The sequence below is a fragment of the Halorientalis sp. genome, assembly GCF_028275115.1.
Lineage (GTDB): Archaea > Halobacteriota > Halobacteria > Halobacteriales > Haloarculaceae > Halorientalis.
Genome location: NZ_JAQCNH010000041.1, coordinates 1 through 18700 on the forward strand (window position 1 = coordinate 1; position 18700 = coordinate 18700).

Genomic DNA, 18700 nt, shown 5'->3' on the forward strand with positions numbered 1-18700 from the left:
CCTGGCGGCGGACACCTACACGCACGGTATCTCCACCACCAACGATACCGAAACGGCACAGATCACGCTGAACCCGGAGACGGTGCAGAACGGCACGGTCGCCGGGACCGTGACGAACGCGAGCGGCGACGCGCTGCCTGGGACGACAGTTTTGGCCGGCGGTGAGACGACGACTACGGCGGCCGACGGCAGCTACTCGCTGTCACTCGAGCCTGGCAGCTACCAGGTGACGGCCAACGCCGACGGCTTCCAGTCCGTGAGCAAGTCGGCGACGGTGACGGAAAGCAACACTACGACGGTGGACTTCTCGCTGACCGCCGAGAACGACGATGGCGGTGACGGTATCGTTGACCTCGACGGTCCGACAGAGTTCACGGGTTACGTACTCGGTGATGAGAGTTACCTGCACACCGGGACTGAGGACAACGACCGGCCGCTCACGTACTCACGCTGCCGTGACGGGCAGCCCGACCCGGCCGAACAGGACCCGGGCTTCCTGCCGACAAATGACTGTATCACCGTCCGGGGGACGGCCTACCCCTCGAACAACTCCTGGGTCGGTGACCTGAACATCACGCCCGTGACAGGAATTATCAACGACACCCAGGAAGAGAACTTCGAGAACATCTACTTCAATGCCGACTTCTCGACGGTCGACGGGGCCCAGGGAACGTTTGACACCCAGACCGGTGAAACGTCGTTGGAGACCACCGTTGCGATCGACGTCTCCATCTGGCCAGTCGGTCCCACCATCTTCGGCTTCAATTCGCCAGCACAGAACCCCTACTCTAGCCGGACCAACCTGCTGACCGAGGACACCTGCGAGATTCCGAACACGCAGATCGTGGCGTCCACCGAAAAGAGCTACACGACCGCCTCACCGTTCCCTAGTACCGACACTGTCTCCGGTGAGCGACTGAACCGGAGTCTCTCCGGGAAGGTCGTGACGGACGACTTCTCGGTCGAAAGTGCCACGAGCTGCGGGAGCTACTTCGGCGTAAACCTGACCGAACAGGTCAACATCGAACAGGGCATTCCCGCACCCAGTGGTGAGAACGAACTGGCTTACGACATCGAACTCAATCTGCAGAACGGCAGCTAACGGCATCGGTCTCCAGCCGACGATATTTTTTGACCACTGGCCCGTCACTGACCGCAGACTACCAGACACGGCCCTGCCTCTTCTCTGACCTCGCGGGCGAGCACGGACGAGCATACACTCACCCACCGAAATGTTCGTTGTAACGATTCGAATCGATCTACGATCATCTTTCGTGCATTACGCCGCTGTCTGGCGATCGTCGTGATTGTTTCGACTGTCCGGATACTGTAAGCTGGTGACGGTTATATAAACAACCGGCTATGTCCGGGGAAACACTGAGGGAATATACAGTACGTGTGTTTCAATGACGTGGTAACAGGGGATGAGATGGCGTGAGCTCTCCCGCTACGCCGCTCGCACTCTCGTGGGGAGAAACTGTGGGCGGCCTTCCCGTGGTGTTGGGACCTGGCGTGTATCTTCGTGTCAGGGACGTATAGGGGGAAATGTGACGAACTGTCGTATGCCACGCGTGCTGCGCGCACGAACGAGAGTGAGAAATCAATGTACGATAAAAGCATACTCGCAAAGAGTACGGGTGCATCGCTTGGGGTGGTCGCAATTGTCGGCCTGCTTTTCCTCAGCACTGGCACCGCATTCGCGACGCCGGTCGCAGGTATCGGTGGATTCACAATCGAAGCCAACGAAATTACTGGTGACAACCTGATCCTGTACCCCGGTACTTCAGAGGCAGAGAACTCAACTGGCATCAATCCGGACGCCCAGAACGAACCGGGCGCGCCGGACTACCGTGACCAGTATCCGGTCGGTATCGTCGAACTGACGAACACCGAAATTAGGGGGCTGGAGCTAACGAAGGTGTTCGAGCTCGGGGAGTACTCGAAGGTGACCGATGCCTCGCCCGCAATCATCCCCGGGAACGCTCGGATCAAGATTCTCTCAAGCGGCCCGCCTGTGACGACCAATTCCATCCTCATCAAGACCCCGCAGATCGCCGCGACCAACGCGACGTTCTCGGGACTCCAGATCAAGGAGAACCAGGTCGAGGACCCAGGTGACATTACCAGCTGGCTCGAACTCCGCACCCAGGAAAACGCCAACAGCCCGATTCCGGACGACGGCGCACCGGTCCAGTACGACACCAACTACAACTACACCGGTGGCTCTAGTCCCGGTCTGCTCCTGGAGCGGCCGTTCATCCGTGCGACCTACCTCGCCACGGACTCGATTACGATTCCGAACCTCCGCCTCGAGGTCCAGTACGACCCCGACGGAGACGAGAACTACGAGTTCGCCAGCTAACGACAGCCAACTAATCAACTACTCTTTTATGATACAGCAGTCCCGAAATTTTAGTGCGATACCACGAAAGAGATAGAAACAATGTCTGTTCGAACAAAACTCTGGCACACAGTCCCAGGTCCGATCCGTCGCCGTATCGGCGACCGCCTTACTCGGTTCAAGCAGTGGCGGCAGGGCCGGCCGTTCATGGGCGCGCTTCTGCTGATGATTGGTGGCCTAATCATCGGCTGGGTCCCGATTCAGTTCGCGACCGAACTCGCGATTATCGGTGGCTCGTTCACAGTCATCGGGCTCGTCTTCGCGGTTATGGTATTCCTGGCCGGTGCCTTCGTGATGGCTCGGCCGGAGATGTCGACGATATTCGGCGTCATTGGGATCGCACTCTCGATTCTCTCGCTCATCGGTGCACTGGGCGGGATGTTCGTCGGGATGCTCGTCGGAATCGCCGGTGGCAACCTCTGTATTGCCTGGCGCCACCCCGACCCGGACCACGGGTCCACTGCCAGCACCGGTACCGGCACCTCGGACGCGGGTGCCAGCGAGGACGTCCAGTTCAGTTGGCAGGGCGACCAGTAAACGTGTCCGGCCCGCCAGTGCTGTTGCTCTGACAGTCCTGCCGGCGGCGATATTCATTGCCGGCGGTATATCAATGCCCGTCAATATCCGGGGTAAGGTTCAGATTGGACTCTCGTATTGGACATATCAACGCGCGTTTGAGCGGGCGAGGGGGTTGGGGACTGCCCGTGGGACGGCACACAACGAGCGACTGTTCACTATGTACAATCGGAAACGCATCGCGCGGGGGGCTGGGACCGCCATCGCGACATGGGCACTGATCGGACTACTGGTAATGTCGACCGGCGTCGCGTACGCGCTGCCGCTGGCCGGTGTGGGCGGATTCAATGTCACTGCGTCTGAAATCACTGCGGACGACTTGGTGTTGTACCCCGGTGTCGGGAACACCGACTCGGAGGACAACTTCCCACAGACGGTGGTTCAGCTATCGAACACGGACATCCAGCAGTTCGCACTGACCAAGGACCTCGACCTGGGGTCGGTTCCGATGTTTCCGCTCCCGGGAACATTGCGGATAAAGTTCCTGTCGCCGGGTGGGACCGACGGCGGGAACGTGCTGGTGAAATCCACCGCCCTCGGTGCTGACCAGGCGACGTTCAACGGCTTCCTAACCAACGATACGAACGCGTCCGACGCACGCGGTCGCTGGAGCATCAGGTCGGACGGCCCAGTCACGCTCCAGGGGACCGACCGTAGTGGAGTCCGAATCCGGGCACACTACCTGGCGACCGACCGTATCTCTATCACGAATCTCCGATTCTTCGCCTGTTACGATGCCGACGACGACGGCACGTTCGAGTGGGGGCCGTGCAGCGCCGACACGAGTTCCGGCGGCGGGAGCGGCAACGCGGCCCCGACAGCCGACGCTGACGCCAACTCGACGACGGTCGGTGTCGGTGACACAGTCTCGTTCAACGGGTCCGGGTCGAACGACTCGGACGGGTCGATCGTGGCCTACGAGTGGTCGTTCGGTGACGGGACGTCCGCTACGGGGCAGCAGGCCGAGCACGTCTACGACGAACCGGGTGCCTACACCGCACGGCTGACAGTGACCGACGACGACGGCGCGACGACGATCGAACCGGTGACGGTCGTCGTCGAGAGCAACGAACCGCCGATGCCCAGTCCGACCGCCTCCTCGACCACGGTCGAGTCGGGACAGCCTATCACCTTCGACGGATCGGGATCGAGCGACCTGGACGGGTCGATCACGCTCTACCAGTGGGACTTCGGCGACGGGACGACCGCGGCGGGCCAGCAGGTCACACACACCTACACCGAGTCTGGCAGCTACGCCGCGACGCTGACGGTGACCGACGACGACGGCGCGACGGCCTCGAGTTCAGTGAGCATCACCGTCCAGAACAGCTCTACTCCCGACTCGCTGGTCGCCAACGCGTCTGGGAGTCCCAGCCAGGTGACGGTCGGCGAGTCCGTCACGCTCGACGGCTCGGGGTCCTCCGGCACTAACAGCACGATCACGTCCTACGAGTGGGACTTCACCAGTGATGGGACGGTCGACGCGACCGGTCAGCAGGTCACCACCGCGTACAGTAGCGGTGGCGAAAAGACGGCGACGCTGACGGTGACCGACGACGACGGCGACACGGCAACTGACACCGTCACCACGGCTGTCACGGTCGACACCAACGACGCGCCGACGGCGAACGTGTCAGCGAACCCTACGACCGTAGACGTCAACGAGGTAGTCGCGTTCGACGGGGCCGGGTCGAACGACTCGGACGGATCGATCGTGGACTACGAGTGGGACTTCGATAGCGACGGAACGGCCGAAGTCACCGGTCAGCCACGGGCTACGTACGCGTACAGTTCCCCCGGCAGCTACGTGGCGACGCTGACGGTGACCGACGACGACGGGGCGACCGCCAGCACGGACATCACGGTCACGGTCGGCGCCAACGACGCGCCGACGGCGAGCGCGTCGGCGAACGCTACGACCGTGGAAGTTGGTGAGCCGGTTTCGCTCGACGGGTCGGGGTCGGGCGACCCGGACGGATCGGTCGTGGCCTACGAGTGGGACGTCGACGGCGACGGGACGGACGACGCGACCGGTCAGCAGGTCGACACCAGCTTCGCCTCGGCTGGTGAGAAGACGGTGACGCTGACGGTGACCGACAACGATGGTGCGACCGCTACAACGACTGTCACGGTCACGGTCGACACCAACGACGCGCCGACGGCGAGCGCGTCGGCGAACGCTACGACCGTGGAAGTTGGTGAGCCGGTTTCGCTCGACGGGTCGACGTCGGGCGACTCGGACGGGTCCATCACGACTTACGAGTGGGACGTCGACGGTGACGGGACGGTCGACGCGACCGGCCAGCGGGTCGACACCAACTTCGCCTCGGCTGGTGAGAAGACGGTGACGCTGACGGTGACCGACGACGACGGGGCGACCGCTAGCACGAACGTCTCGCTCACAGTCGACACCAACGACGCGCCGACGGCGAGCGCGTCGGCCAGTCCCGACCCGGTCGACCCCGACGAGACCGTCAGCCTCGACGGGTCGGCGTCGAGCGACCCGGACGGGTCCATCACGACTTACGAGTGGGACGTCGACGGTGACGGGACGGTCGACGCAACCGGCCAGCAGGTCGACACCAGTTTCTCCTCGTCCGGCGACAAGATGGTGACGCTGACGGTGACCGACGACGACGGGGCGACCGCCAGCACGGACGTCACGGTGACCGTCAACGAGTGCTTCTTCGGGTTCTGCTTCTGAGTTCGCCGCCACACATCGTCGAAAGACAAAAGCGGATTCGGAGTGCAGTTGCGCTCGCATGGTAACGTCGTCGGGAGACGGGTCGTCGGTTCGGGACTGGCTGACTGACCCACGGGGTGAGTTCCGTCGCTGGCGACAGCCGCGACCGATGCTCGGGAGTGCACTGTTGCTCGTCGGGAGCGGGGTCATCGGCTGGGTTCCGATCCAGTTCGCCGCCGAGTTGCTGTTCGTCGGTGGCGCGTTCACGGTCGTCGGGCTGTTTTTCGCCTCACTCGTCGCGTTCTGTGGACTCGCCACCCTCACCAGGCCCGAATTCGCATCGGTCTTTGGCGTGTTCGGCATCGCCTTCGCCACGCTGTCGCTCGTCGGGGCGCTCGGTGGCTTCCTGGTCGGCATGGCAATCGCAACCGCCGGCGGCGTCCTCTGTTACGCCTGGGAACCGCCGACGGAGGCCGGTATCGAGGTGAAGACGGTGGCCGAGGCGTCGGAGTTCATTTGGGGTGGCACCTCGGAGTTCATCTGGGGCGGCACCTCGGGGTTCATCTGGGGGAAAACCTCCGAGTTCATCTGGCAGACCGACGACGAGAGCGACGGCGACAACGACGACGAGAAAGCGAACGGTCTCGGCCTCGGGTTCGACATCGGTGAGGCGGACGACGCGTCGGTTGCCGACGCCGCCGACGCAGACGACGACATTGAGACCGGCGACCTCGACGACCGGTTCAAGTTTTAGGAAACTGTTTTCACGCCGTCACTGCCAGAGCGCCTATGGGCGACGGTCGTACCAGTGATCGGTTCGCGACGGCGCGCGAGCGGCTGGTCGCGTTCGACGGCTGGCGTCGGCAGCGGCCCTTTTCCGGCGGGACGCTGTTGATCGTCGCCGGATTCCTGACGGCGTTCTTGCCCGCGGTCTACGACGAGTTCCTCCTCTTTGTCGCCGGTTCGTTCACCGGTTCGGCGATCCTGTTCGGTGGGTCGCTCGTCGTCTGTGGCCTGCTCGTGCTTGCCGTCCCGTCGCTGTCGTCGGTGCTCGGTGGGCTCGGGATTCTTCTGGCGACGCTGTCGCTGTTCGGTGCGCTCGGGGGGTTCGTTATCGGGTCCGTGCTAGGCGGCATCGGTGGCATTCTCGCGTTCGCTTGGACGGCTCCCGACGGGGGTGAATCCGAGGACGAGCCGTGAGCCGGCTCAGTCCGCTGCCTGTGGCTCGTCGATAGCGTACTCCCGAGTCACGTCGACGAGGGCTTTCCGGTACTCGCTCTCACCGGGGTCGTCTGCGAGCGAGCGGAACCGTTTTCTGAAGCGCTCGAAGTGGATACTCGGGGCGTCCTCTGCGGCCGCGTGCGCGAGGTCGTACAGCCGGTGGTCGGACGAGACGAGGTCGTGGCGCTCGACCAGTGCCAGGGCGAACGCGGCGTTGACGGCCGTGATCTCCGGGTCGGCTGCCGGGGTTAATCGGGTCCAACTCGTCGGGTCTGTCGGCCGGTCGGCTACTGCTGTCGCCAGACGCGACTCGAGAAAGGCCACGAGCTTATCCGCTGGCGCGACCGACAGCGTGAGGTCGTCCGCGTAGATGTCTTTCATGTGGTTGGCGATCTGGTAGCAGTGGGTGAGCTTCCGGCGCTCGACGCTGCGCCCGGAGAGGGCGAGGTAGAGCGCTTCCTTGGTCGACTGTGTGTGTGACGGGTGGCCCTGCTCGTTGCGGTGCATGTGGGCGAACTCGTGGAGTGCGAGCTCGCGGGCCATGGCGCTGCTGGCCGCCTGCCGGGAGATCGAGAGGTCGTGGCCCTCGGCGTCGTGGCTCGTCCAAGTGCGTTCGTCGGGGTCTTCACGAACGTAGACACAGACCGGACGGTCGAGGTCGTACTCGGTCTCGAAGAGGTCACGTGCGCTGAGAAACGGCTCTGTCAGCCCAGTACCCTGCACGCGAACGTCCATATAATCGAAAAGTACGGGGGCGACGCGTATCACCTTTGCGGGCGGTCGGGTGCCCGCCGGTGGTTTTCCGGCTGTGCCGCCTTCCCCCCGCGGGACGCCGCCGGTTTCGAGTGGAAGGGTTGCTCCGCGGGCAGTTTCCGGGACGTTCGGCCACCGGGGCAAACCACTTCACTTTTGACTCTGCTTCCGATACGATTGGGTATAATGGGCCGACGCAAGAAGATCGTACAGGAGTGCGAACGGCTGATGGACGAGCCGGAGAACATCCGGAACATCGCCATCGCCGCGCACGTCGACCACGGCAAGACGACACTGACGGACAATCTGCTGGCCGGTGCGGGGATGATCTCCGACGAGACGGCCGGCGAACAACTCGCGATGGACACTGAAGAGGACGAACAGGAACGCGGGATCACTATCGACGCGGCGAACGTCTCGATGACCCACGAGTACGGTGACACCAACCACCTGATCAACCTCATCGACACCCCCGGCCACGTCGACTTCGGTGGTGACGTGACCCGTGCGATGCGTGCCGTTGACGGCGCGTTGGTCGTCGTGGACGCCGTCGAAGGCGCGATGCCCCAGACCGAGACGGTCCTGCGGCAGGCACTCCGCGAGGGTGTCAAGCCCGCACTGTTCATCAACAAGGTCGACCGCCTCATCTCCGAACTCGAAGAGGGTCCTCAGGAGATGCAGGAGCGACTGACCGCGGTCATCCGCGACGTGAACGAACTCATCCGCGGCATGACCGAGGAGATGGAAGACATCGACGACTGGACCGTCTCCGTCGAAGACGGGACGGTCGGCTTCGGGTCCGCGCTCTACAAGTGGGGCGTCTCCACGCCGTCGATGGAGCGCACCGGCATGGATTTCGGCGATGTCATCGACCTCGAACAGGCCGACAAACGCCAGGAACTCCACGAGCGGACACCCCTGGCCGACGTCGTCCTCGACATGGTCTGTGAGCACTTCCCTAACCCCATCGACGCACAGCCGATGCGCATCCCGCGCGTCTGGCGTGGTGACTCCGAGTCAGAACTCGCCGACACGATGCGCCTCGTCGACGAAGACGGCGAGGTCGTCCTGATGGTCACCGACATCGGTGTCGACCCACACGCCGGCGAAATCGCCGCCGGCCGCGTCTTCTCGGGCACCATCGAGAAGGGCCAAGAGCTGTACGTCTCCGGTACCGCCGGCAGGAACCGCATCCAGAGCGTCGGTATCTACATGGGCGGTGAGCGCGAAGAGGTCGACCGTGTCCCCGCCGGGAATATCGCCGCCGTCACCGGCCTCAAAGACGCCATCGCCGGCTCGACGGTTTCGAGCATCGAGATGACGCCGTTCGAATCCATCGAACACATCTCCGAGCCGGTCATCACGAAGTCCGTCGAAGCCCAGCGCATGGACGACCTGCCCAAGCTCATCGAGACGCTCCAGCAGGTGTCCAAGGAGGACCCGACGATCCAGATCGAAATCAACGAGGACACCGGCGAGCACCTGATCTCCGGGCAGGGCGAACTCCACTTAGAGGTCATCACACAGCGCATCGAGCGCAACCAGGGTATCCCCGTCAACACCGGCGAACCGATCGTCGTCTTCCGTGAGGCACCGCAGGACCCCTCGCGTGAAGTCGAGGGCATCTCGCCGAACCGCCACAATCGGTTCTACATCTCCATTGAACCGCTCCCGGACGACGTCGTCGAGACGATCAAGATGGGCGACGCGTCGATGGATATGCCGGAACTCGAACGGCGCGAGGCGATGATGGAAGCCGGTCTCGACAAGGACACCGCGCAGGAAGTCGAGACCATGCACGGCACCAACATCCTCATCGACGACACGAAGGGGATTCAGCACCTCAACGAGACGATGGAACTCGTCGTAGAGGGGCTCGAAGAGGCCCTTGACGACGGGCCACTGGCCGCCGAACCCGTCGAGGGTGCGCTGATTCGCCTGCACGACGCGCGACTCCACGAAGACGCCATCCACCGCGGCCCAGCACAGGTAATCCCGGCCGTCCGGGAGGCCGTCCACAACGCCTTGGTCGACGCCGAAATCCGCCTGCTGGAGCCGATTCAAGAGGTCCGGATCGACGTGCCCAACGATCACATGGGCGCTGCCTCCGGCGAAATCCAGGGTCGTCGTGGCCGCGTCGACGACATGTATCAGGAAGGCGATCTGATGGTCGTCGAGGGCGTCGCGCCCGTCGAGGAGATGATCGGCTTCTCCAGCGACATCCGCTCCGCCACCGAGGGCCGTGCCTCTTGGAACACCGAGAACGCCGGCTTCCAAGTCATGGCCGACAACCTCCAGCCCGACCAGATCACAGAGATTCGCGAACGGAAAGGCATGAAGACGGAGTTGCCGGAAGCGCTCGACTACTTCTAGGCCCCCACTCTTTACTGCGGGGGGTTCGCGCCGCAAACCCCCCCGTCTGCTCACGGGCGGCGAAGCCGCCCGTTCGCATGGTACGAGGGAGCTTTGCTCCCTCACTATTGCAAAAACTTGGGGAAAATCTGCCGGACGCGCGCTTTGCGCGTCCGGTGAACCGCGCTCGCTGCGCTCGCGCGGATGCTGGATGCTCTCCTCTCTACCGCACTGCACCGCACAGCCCCGCGGCCGCACCCGCACCGCTCCGCAGTGTAGTTGACCAACTTTACCCCGTAGCGGCCCCTATACCGTGGTATGTCGCTGCTCCACCAGATTCTGGACATCCTCATTGGGGGACTGATCGCCGGTCTCTCACACTTCATGCTGAGTTTCGCCATCGCGGACCCGAACCTCCCGGTGACAATCGGCGTCATCCTCGCGAGCATGTACTACTTTTCCCGGAACCCGTGGGGCGGAAGTCGCGAGCAGGGACGTCAGTGGAACGAACGAATCGACGCGATGTATGATCGGGTGTTGCCGTGAACGTCCGCCGAGCGCGGAGCGCGAGGCGGTTCACTGCCGACGAGCGCCGATGGCGTCAGTCGGCAGGTGTTTTCTACATCATTCGATCATTTCGACACCAGTGATCTCGAAGCGTGCGCCGCCATGCCGACTCTCGGTCACGTCGATCGTCCAGCCGTGTGCCTGGGCGATCTCCCTGACGATTGCCAACCCGAACCCGCTCCCGTCGCGGGTCGTCGAATAGCCACTCTCGAAGACCACGTCGCGCTCGTCGGTGGGAACGCCCGGCCCGTCGTCGGCGACGTAGAATCCCACCGGCTCGTCGAGTGCACCGACCGTGATGATCACATCCCTGCTACCGTGTTCGACGGCGTTCCGAAGCAGGTTTTCGAGGAGTTGTCGACACCGTTCCCGGTCGGCCTGGATCGTGGCTTCCGTCTCGGTGACGAGCGTCGCCTCCGCCGTCTCGACGGCCTGCCAGCACGTCTCCGCGAGCGCCGGGAGCGCGACGGCCGCCATCTCGCCGACGGATTCCCCGTCTTGCGCGAGTGCGAGCAGATTCTCGATCAGCCGCTCCATCCGGTCAAGCGCACGTGCAGCGTGGTCGAGATGCTCGCTGTCACACTCGCGCTCGGCCAGTTCGACCCGGGTTTCGGCCACCTCCAGAGGGTTCCGAAGGTCGTGGGAGACGACGTTGGTGAACTCCTCCAGACGCTCGTTCTGGCGTTCGAGACGCTCCTTCTTCCGGGCGGACTCCGTGATGTTTTGCGAGACGGCGATGATCCGGTCGATTTCGCCGTCCTCGGTTCGCACGGGGGCTAGCTGTATCCGGTAGCGTTGGCCCTGATACGTCTGTTCGAGCGTGTAGGCGTCGCCCTCGAAGGCTCTCTCGTACTGCTGACAGAGCTCGTCGGCAATTTCGTCCGGAAACACGTCGTGAGGTTTCATTCCCTCGATCTGGTCCGAGCAGAGGCCGACGTCCTGTAGCTCCTTCCCCCGGGCGCGAACGTATTCGAGATCCGCGTTGATAAGATAGACCGCGCCGTCGGGGAAGTGCTCGGCTACCGTCTCGTACTGGCGTTTCAGTTCCTGCAGGTCCTGTTCTCGCTCTTTGGACTCGGTGACGTCCCGAGACGTGGCGAGGACCAGATCCTCGTCTTCCCGGGTCCGGACGGGAGTCAGACGGAGGCTGAGCACGTCCACCGATTCGGGGAGCAGTGGCTCGATCTCGACGCGAATCTCGTCGGACCGGGTATCGAGAATACGGTCGATACCGTCTTTGATCCGGTCAGTCTCGTCCGGTGAGAGCAAATCCGTCGTTTCAAAATACGAGATGTGACGGCCGATCCAGTTCGATTCGGACGTTTTGTCGATATCTGACACTCTGAATTTGACGTACTGGAGAGTATGATCGCCGTCGAAGACGTAGACACCCTCGCCCATGTTCCGGATGATGGTCTCCTGCCAGTCAGCTTCCTGCTGTGCGAGATGTCCGTCGACCGACGTCACGATACGGTTCGCGAGCAGTTCGTACTGTTCTGTGCCGCCTTTCTTCTGCAGGTAGTCGGTAACGCCCGCGGAGATGGCCTCGCTGGCTACCTCCTCACTCCCTTTGCCCGTGTAGAGAATGAACGGAAAGTCGGGGTACTCCTCCCGAACGGCTTCGAGAAATTCGATACCGTTCCGGCCTGGCATGTTGTAGTCGGACACGATGCAGTTGAACTCGTCGGCGGCGAGTCGCTCCAACCCCTCGCTTGCGCTCGTTGCGGGTTCGACTTCGAGTCGGTCGTCTTCCTTCTCCATGAAGACGCCGACCGCCGCTGCTAACTCCGGGTCATCGTCGACGTGGAGGACACGGATCGGATCCTCGTTCGTTCGCACATTGCCACCTCATCTCAGACAAGGGCATTAGCGTAATAAATTAGGGGGGCACACGGACGGCACGGGACTGCTCGCGAACGGGCAGCGCTCGAACCGCTACGCGCCGGCGACGAGGCGGACACGGGTACTCGCCACGAGTGCACCGAACACCGAGGGGTTCGACCCCACGTCTCTGCGGGTGTGTGCGTACGAACTGCGCGCTCTCGACAGTAAAAAGGTGGTTCTTATGTCGATCCGTGTGTCAGATGGTGGTATGACCAGTGACGGGACCGGAGACCGGTCGCGGCGGTATCTACCAGACGACGGACGTTGCGGAGCGGGGGTGACCGGAACATGAACGACGGCCACGCCGACGAGGTCCACGCCTACACGATCCGGCTGGAACTCGTCGACGAACCGGGCGAGTTGCTGCGGGCGCTTGGCCCCATCGCAAACAACGGCGGGAACCTGCTCTCGATCTTCCACGAACGGGGGAACCTGACACCGCGGGGGCACATCCCGGTCGAGGTCGACCTGGAGGCGACGCCCGAGCGGTTCGACGACATCGTCGAGGCCCTGCGGGAGGCCGGGGTCAACGTGATCCAGGCCGGTGCCGAACAGTACAGCGAGGAACTCACGGTGATACTCGTCGGCCAGCTCGTCCAGACGGATCTGTCCGATACGCTGTCGGCGATCCAGGACGGGACCGACGCCTCCGTGACCGACGTGTCGCTCTCCGCGCCCGACGGGACCGAGAACGGCGCGAGCGCCCGGCTCCGGCTGGCGACACAGAGTGGCGAGACCGACAGCGTCCTCTCGGCGGTTCGGTCGGTTGCGAGCGAGAAGGACCTCCGTGTCATCGAGCCGCTCACGGGGGGTGATGCGGCGTGAGACTCGCGGTCGTCGGCGCTGGCGACGTGGGTCGCTCGGTCGCGGACCTCGCGAGCGGGTACGGACACACCGTCACCGCTCTGGCGGACTCCAGGAGTGCGGCCGTCGATGCCGGTGGGATCGACGTGGCCGCCGCGCTGGAGCGCAAGCGCGAGGACGGTCAGGTCGGGACCGCCGCTCCCGAGGACGCGCTCGACGGCGAGTACGACGCCCTCGTTGAGGCGACGCCGACGACGCTGGGTGACGCACAGCCAGGCTTTGGTCACGTCCGGACGGCACTGGAACGGGACCGTCACGCCGTACTGGCCAACAAAGGCCCGGTCGCCGTGCGATACGACGAGGTCAGTGACTTGGAGGCAGAGAGTGCGGGCGCGGTCCGGTTCGAGGCGGCCGTTGGCGGGGCCATACCCGTGCTCTCGACGGTCGAGGACGTCGGGCCGGACAACATCGTCGCCGCGCGTGGCGTTCTCAACGGGACGGCGAATTTCGTGCTGACCCGGATGGCCGCCGAGGGGCTGGACTACGAACACGTCCTCGCGGAGGCCCAAGACATGGGTGTCGCAGAGGCCGACCCCTCCTTCGACGTGGAGGGGACCGACGCGGCGCTGAAGTGTGTGATCCTCGCCAACGTCCTCGCACAGGGTGAGCGCACCTACCGGCTGGAAGACGCCGCGGTCGACGGCATCACGGACGTGCCCGGGAGCGCGCTGGAACTGGCCCACGAGGACGGCCGAACGGTCCGCCTCATCGGCGAGGTCAGCAGCGAGGGCGTGTGCGTGGGCCCGCGCCTCGTCTCCCAGCACGGTGACCTCGCGGTCGGTGGAACGACCAATATCGTGCAACTGGAGACCGACCACGCGGGCCGACTCAACCTCAGTGGCCGGGGCGCTGGTGGGCCCGAGACCGCGACAGCCGTCCTCTCCGACGTGGGGCGACTGCCGGAGCTGTGAGCGGCCGACGGCCAGCCCACTCCAACGCGATTTCCATCCCTGTCGTGTGACGGTCTCCCAAAACGCAAGACGGCGGGGGGACGACGAACGCCACCTATCGAAATCGTTTTAACTGCTTCCACCGAATGTGTCCGATATAGCGCCTTTGCGCGTGAGATAATCAATGAGCGACGAACGTCACCAGAATCTGGCCATTATCGGCCACGTGGACCACGGAAAGAGTACGCTGGTCGGGCGCCTCCTCTACGAGACGGGGAGCGTACCCGAACACGTCATCGAACAGCACAAAGAAGAAGCAGAAGAGAAAGGCAAGGGCGGCTTCGAGTTCGCCTACGTCATGGACAACCTCGCCGAGGAGCGTGAACGCGGCGTCACCATCGACATCGCCCATCAAGAGTTCAGCACCGACGAGTACGAGTTCACCATCGTCGACTGTCCGGGTCACCGCGACTTCGTGAAGAACATGATCACGGGCGCGAGCCAGGCCGACAACGCCGTGCTCGTCTGTGCGGCGGACGACGGCGTCCAGCCACAGACACGCGAGCACGTCTTCCTGGCCCGCACGCTGGGCATCGACGAGCTCATCATCGGCATCAACAAGATGGACCTCGTCGACTACGAAGAAGGCCGATACCGAGAGACCGTCGACGAAGTCACGGAACTGCTCAAGCAGGTCCAGTTCAACCCTGACGACGCCAAGTTCATTCCGATCTCGGCGTTCGAGGGCGACAACGTCGCTGACGACTCCGACGAGACGCCATGGTACGACGGGCCGAACCTGCTCGAAGCACTCAACGACCTGCCCGAGCCCCAGCCGCCGACGGACGCCGACCTCCGCCTCCCGATTCAGGACGTCTACACGATTTCCGGGATCGGTACCGTGCCGGTCGGCCGCGTCGAGACGGGGACGCTGAACACCGGTAACAATGTCAGCTTCCAGCCCTCCGACGTGAGCGGCGAGGTCAAGACCATCGAGATGCACCACGAGGAAGTGCCCAGAGCCGAACCCGGCGACAACGTCGGGTTCAACGTCCGCGGCATCGGTAAAGACGACATCCGTCGTGGCGACGTCTGTGGTCCCGCCGACGACCCGCCGAGCGTCGCCGAGACGTTCCAGGCGCAGATCGTCGTGATGCAGCACCCGAGCGTGATCACCGCGGGTTACACCCCGGTCTTCCACGCCCACACGGCACAGGTCGCCTGTACCGTCGAGTCTATCGACAGGAAGATCGACCCCTCGACCGGCGAGACGGCCGAGGAAGAGCCGGACTTCATCCAGTCGGGCGACGCTGCAGTCGTCACGGTGCGCCCGCAGAAGCCACTCAGCATCGAGCCGTCCTCCGAAATCGAGGAACTCGGCTCCTTCGCTATCCGTGACATGGGCCAGACCATCGCAGCTGGCAAAGTCCTGAGCGTCCAGGAGCCCTAACGCATGCAGCAGGCTCGCGTCAGGCTCGCAGGTACGAGTCCCGAGGACCTAGACGACATCTGCGACGACGTCCGCGAAATCGCGTCGAAGACGGGCGTCAAACTCAGCGGCCCGGTGCCGCTCCCGACCAAGACCCTAGAAGTTCCCGCTCGGAAGTCCCCCGACGGTGAGGGGACCGCCACGTGGGAACACTGGGAGATGCGCGTCCACAAGCGGCTGATCGACATCGACGCCGACGAACGCGCACTGCGGCAACTGATGCGGATTCAGGTGCCCAACGACGTCTCAATCGAGATCGTCCTCGAGGACTGAACCGGCCCGCCCGGGTTCGTTCCGGTGGACCGGCCACCGTCTCACGCGCGACACACTCGCGCCTTCGAGGACCGGAACAGAAGCTATAACAGCGTCGCTATGCAATCATCAGATGCGGGCTCGTAGATCAGCGGTAGATCGCTTCCTTCGCAAGGAAGAGGCCCTGGGTTCAAATCCCAGCGAGTCCATCCCACTTTTTTACTCTCGGGTCGCGACGGGGTTGCGGCCACTCACACCAGTAACCGTAGATTTCTGGTTTGCTCACGAGAGTCTTGCTCTCGTGGGCCTCGCAAACTGTGGTGAGAAATTAGCGCCGCGCTCACTCCGCCCGCGCGGAGTGAATCGCGGCGCTTCGTGCCGCGGATGCCCGCGAACTCACAAGTCGATTCGGTCCCTGCGAGTCCAAGCCGGTCCAACATTTGACGAACTGTCCGTCTCGGCCCGGAAAGTAATATCTAGTACCACCGACGCTTCAGCAGTCTCCCTCATGTCACTATCTCGAATCACTGTTCGAGTGTATTCTGATCGGGGCTAAGCGGCGTTGAGCGCTCTCCACCCATACGCCCCTGCCGGTCACGATGCTGCCGTGACGGGCGCTCCGGTCGCCGACCGTCGGCCCGGTACGCTCGCACGGGTTGTGTCAGTGTACGACCCAACTCAGACGACCGAACGCATCGACGACGAGTCGACTGCCGGGCCCAACGATTTCGGCGTCGAGATCACGGCCCAGGACGGCGTTGGCCCATGCGTAACTAGACCCTGCACTCCCTCCACGGTGGCAAGCGGTCGCCGATGTTCGCGGAGTTCTGCGGGAAACAGCCCAGCGGAAACAACGACAGAGGAATCCCCGCCACGGGCTCTTGGACCGGACGGAGGGCCCACGACGTGGCGTGGACCGCGACCGACCCGTCCTGTGCGCACGTCCTGCGACTCGCGGCCTGCGGGTAATAACCGGGCGACATCGCGTTCACGGGGACGTTTCACGGACGAGTCTGACGTTCTTCCCGGCGCTGGTTCCTGCAGTGGGACTGAGAGTTCGTGATGTCCCGACTGTGACCACGCCGAGGCCTCACCCTCCGGCACCGACACTCTCTCGCCGAGGGAACCGACGGTTGCGGAATCGGGGGCGCCCCGGTCAGGACGTCCCGGAGAGTCCAGCCTCGGGCCGGGCGAACCTGGTGAGGCCGACGGCACGAACGCGCTACGGACGCTCGAAGGCAGGGCAGCGCACCGACACCGGCCGACGTTCGCGGTGGCTACGACTTACTCGCGTGACCGGTATGTGATTTGCAAACACTGGAGTTAATCTCCCAGGGATTCACAGTTGTAACCATGTCGTCCGACACTGACCAGGGGGAACAGACCGTCGACGGGACCAATCCATCGGAGGGAACGGCAGACGCGCCGCTCGCGCCGTATCCACCGAATCTCGACCCGCCGTGGTTGCATTTTAGGGGGCTGATGACGGATCTGATCGGGTTCGGCGAGCGAGCACTCGCGACGCGTGACGTCTGTCGCATGCGGATACTGGGCCGTGGCGACCAGTTCGTCGTGGGCCACCCCGACCACCTCAAACGTGCCCTGGTCACGGAGCGGGAGAAGTTCCGCAAATCGCAGGACTTCCGAATCGCCTTCGGGGAGGGGCTGTTGACGGTCGAAGGTGCGGAGTGGCAACGACAGCGCGAGGCGATGCAGCCGCTTTTCACTCGGGACAGCGTGCTGGGGTACGCGGACGGCATCGTCGAACAGGTCCAACGCCGGGTCGACCGCTGGACGGACGGACAACGGCTGGACCTCCAGCGGGAGTTCACCGACCTGGCGCTGGACGTCCTCTTCGCGACGGTGCTGGGCCGGGAACTCGACCTGGACGGTGACCGACGGTTGCGCGAGAGCGCCGAACACCTTCACGACTGGTTCCAGCCCACGTCGTATCTCCTGCCGGAGTGGATGCCGACACCTGCACGCCGCCGGTTCAAGTCGGCAAAGCGGACGCTCGAAGCCGAGGCCGAGCGCCTGCTCGACGAGCGAGCCGGCGACGCGCCGGCCGACCCCACGGACGCCGAGGACCTGCTGTCCCTGCTCGTGGGGCTGCGCGAGGCGGGGGCCGTGGACTCGGGTATGCTGACCGACGAGCGGCTGCGCGACCAGATGGTGACCATCGTCTTCGCCGGACACGACACGACGACGACGACGCTGACGTTCAGTTGCTGGGCGCTAGCGAACCACCCCGAGGTCCGCGAGCGGTTCCACGCAGAAATCGACGCCTTGGACGGCCCGCCGACAGTCGACGACCTGGACACTCTCCCGGTTACCGAGCGCATCGTCACCGAGACGTTGCGACTGTACCCGCCGGTGTACACCCTGCCCCGCCTGACGACCGAATCGGTCGTCTTCGACGGCTACCGGGTCCCGGAGGACGAACTGCTCGGGCTGGCGATCCGGCACGTCCACCGCGACCCACGGTTCTACGACGACCCCGAACAGTTCCGACCGTCGCGATGGGACGGCGACCTCCGCTCCGACCTCCACGACTTCGCGTACGCCCCGTTCGGTGGTGGACCGCGCATCTGTATCGGGCGACAGTTCGCGCTGCTAGAGGCGAAACTGACGCTGGCGACGCTCGGTCGGCAGTACGAGCTGGGGTGGTTAGGTGAGAACGACGCCAACGGGGAACCCCCGGTTTCACCGGAGATGACGCTGCGGATGGAACCGGGCCAGGAGTTCCTGGTGACCGAGCGCTGACCGGC

15 protein-coding genes and 1 tRNA gene are annotated in these 18700 nt (G+C 63.9%); 14 read left to right on the top strand and 2 right to left on the bottom strand.

Annotation, left to right across the window (positions count from 1 at the left end; translation table 11 throughout):
* The 6 genes from Q0964_RS06800 to Q0964_RS06825 form a co-directional block, all read left to right on the top strand.
* Positions 1–1102: carboxypeptidase-like regulatory domain-containing protein (locus Q0964_RS06800; RefSeq protein ID WP_299265130.1), on the top strand; the 1102-nt coding region annotated here is incomplete at its 5' end.
* Between the two features lie 501 nt (positions 1103–1603).
* Complete coding sequence (locus tag Q0964_RS06805) at positions 1604–2362, top strand: hypothetical protein (RefSeq protein ID WP_299265134.1); 759 nt, start codon at positions 1604–1606, stop codon at positions 2360–2362.
* A gap of 81 nt (positions 2363–2443) precedes the next feature.
* Positions 2444–2938 (top strand): DUF6114 domain-containing protein, encoded by a 495-nt coding sequence (locus Q0964_RS06810; protein ID WP_299265136.1) that lies wholly within the window; start codon positions 2444–2446, stop codon positions 2936–2938.
* Positions 2939–3137: 199 nt separating this feature from the next.
* The gene (locus Q0964_RS06815; RefSeq protein ID WP_299265138.1) at positions 3138–5681 is read left to right on the top strand and encodes a PKD domain-containing protein; all 2544 of its coding nucleotides are present in this window, start codon (positions 3138–3140) and stop codon (positions 5679–5681) included.
* 58 nt (positions 5682–5739) lie between these two features.
* On the top strand, positions 5740–6414 hold the full coding sequence (locus Q0964_RS06820; protein WP_299265141.1) for a DUF6114 domain-containing protein: 675 nt from the start codon (positions 5740–5742) through the stop codon (positions 6412–6414).
* A 35-nt stretch (positions 6415–6449) separates the two neighbouring features.
* Positions 6450–6860 (top strand): DUF6114 domain-containing protein, encoded by a 411-nt coding sequence (locus Q0964_RS06825; RefSeq protein WP_299265144.1) that lies wholly within the window; start codon positions 6450–6452, stop codon positions 6858–6860.
* Between the two features lie 6 nt (positions 6861–6866).
* On the opposite strand, the gene Q0964_RS06830 is transcribed toward Q0964_RS06825, so the two are convergent.
* Positions 6867–7616 (bottom strand): DUF5781 family protein, encoded by a 750-nt coding sequence (locus tag Q0964_RS06830; protein WP_299265146.1) that lies wholly within the window; start codon positions 7614–7616, stop codon positions 6867–6869.
* Between the two features lie 204 nt (positions 7617–7820).
* Between Q0964_RS06830 and Q0964_RS06835 the strand changes: the two genes are divergently transcribed.
* Both Q0964_RS06835 and Q0964_RS06840 read left to right on the top strand, forming a co-directional pair.
* A complete protein-coding gene (locus tag Q0964_RS06835; RefSeq protein WP_299265149.1) occupies positions 7821–10007 on the top strand; it encodes an elongation factor EF-2 in 2187 nt (728 codons plus the stop codon).
* Between the two features lie 297 nt (positions 10008–10304).
* Positions 10305–10532, top strand: coding sequence for a hypothetical protein (locus tag Q0964_RS06840; protein ID WP_299265152.1), 228 nt, complete (start codon positions 10305–10307; stop codon positions 10530–10532).
* 78 nt (positions 10533–10610) lie between these two features.
* Here Q0964_RS06840 and Q0964_RS06845 read toward each other — a convergent pair whose 3' ends face one another.
* On the bottom strand, positions 10611–12392 hold the full coding sequence (locus Q0964_RS06845; protein ID WP_299265154.1) for a hybrid sensor histidine kinase/response regulator: 1782 nt from the start codon (positions 12390–12392) through the stop codon (positions 10611–10613).
* Between the two features lie 333 nt (positions 12393–12725).
* On the opposite strand from Q0964_RS06845, the gene Q0964_RS06850 reads away from it, so the two are divergent.
* From Q0964_RS06850 to Q0964_RS06875, 6 genes are all read left to right on the top strand, one after another.
* Positions 12726–13262, top strand: a complete 537-nt coding sequence (locus Q0964_RS06850) for an amino acid-binding protein (RefSeq protein ID WP_299265157.1) — start codon at positions 12726–12728, stop codon at positions 13260–13262.
* Positions 13259–14212 (top strand): homoserine dehydrogenase, encoded by a 954-nt coding sequence (locus Q0964_RS06855; RefSeq protein ID WP_299265160.1) that lies wholly within the window; start codon positions 13259–13261, stop codon positions 14210–14212. The genes Q0964_RS06850 and Q0964_RS06855 overlap by 4 nt, the downstream gene beginning before the upstream one ends.
* 163 nt (positions 14213–14375) lie before the next feature.
* Positions 14376–15641 (top strand): translation elongation factor EF-1 subunit alpha, encoded by a 1266-nt coding sequence (gene tuf / locus Q0964_RS06860; RefSeq protein ID WP_299265162.1) that lies wholly within the window; start codon positions 14376–14378, stop codon positions 15639–15641.
* A gap of 3 nt (positions 15642–15644) precedes the next feature.
* On the top strand, positions 15645–15953 hold the full coding sequence (gene rpsJ, locus Q0964_RS06865) for a 30S ribosomal protein S10 (protein WP_092661954.1): 309 nt from the start codon (positions 15645–15647) through the stop codon (positions 15951–15953).
* Between the two features lie 116 nt (positions 15954–16069).
* Positions 16070–16141: transfer RNA gene (locus Q0964_RS06870), tRNA-Ala, on the top strand.
* 1144 nt (positions 16142–17285) lie between these two features.
* A complete protein-coding gene (locus tag Q0964_RS06875; protein WP_299265165.1) occupies positions 17286–18695 on the top strand; it encodes a cytochrome P450 in 1410 nt (469 codons plus the stop codon).
* Positions 18696–18700: the final 5 nt, after the last annotated feature.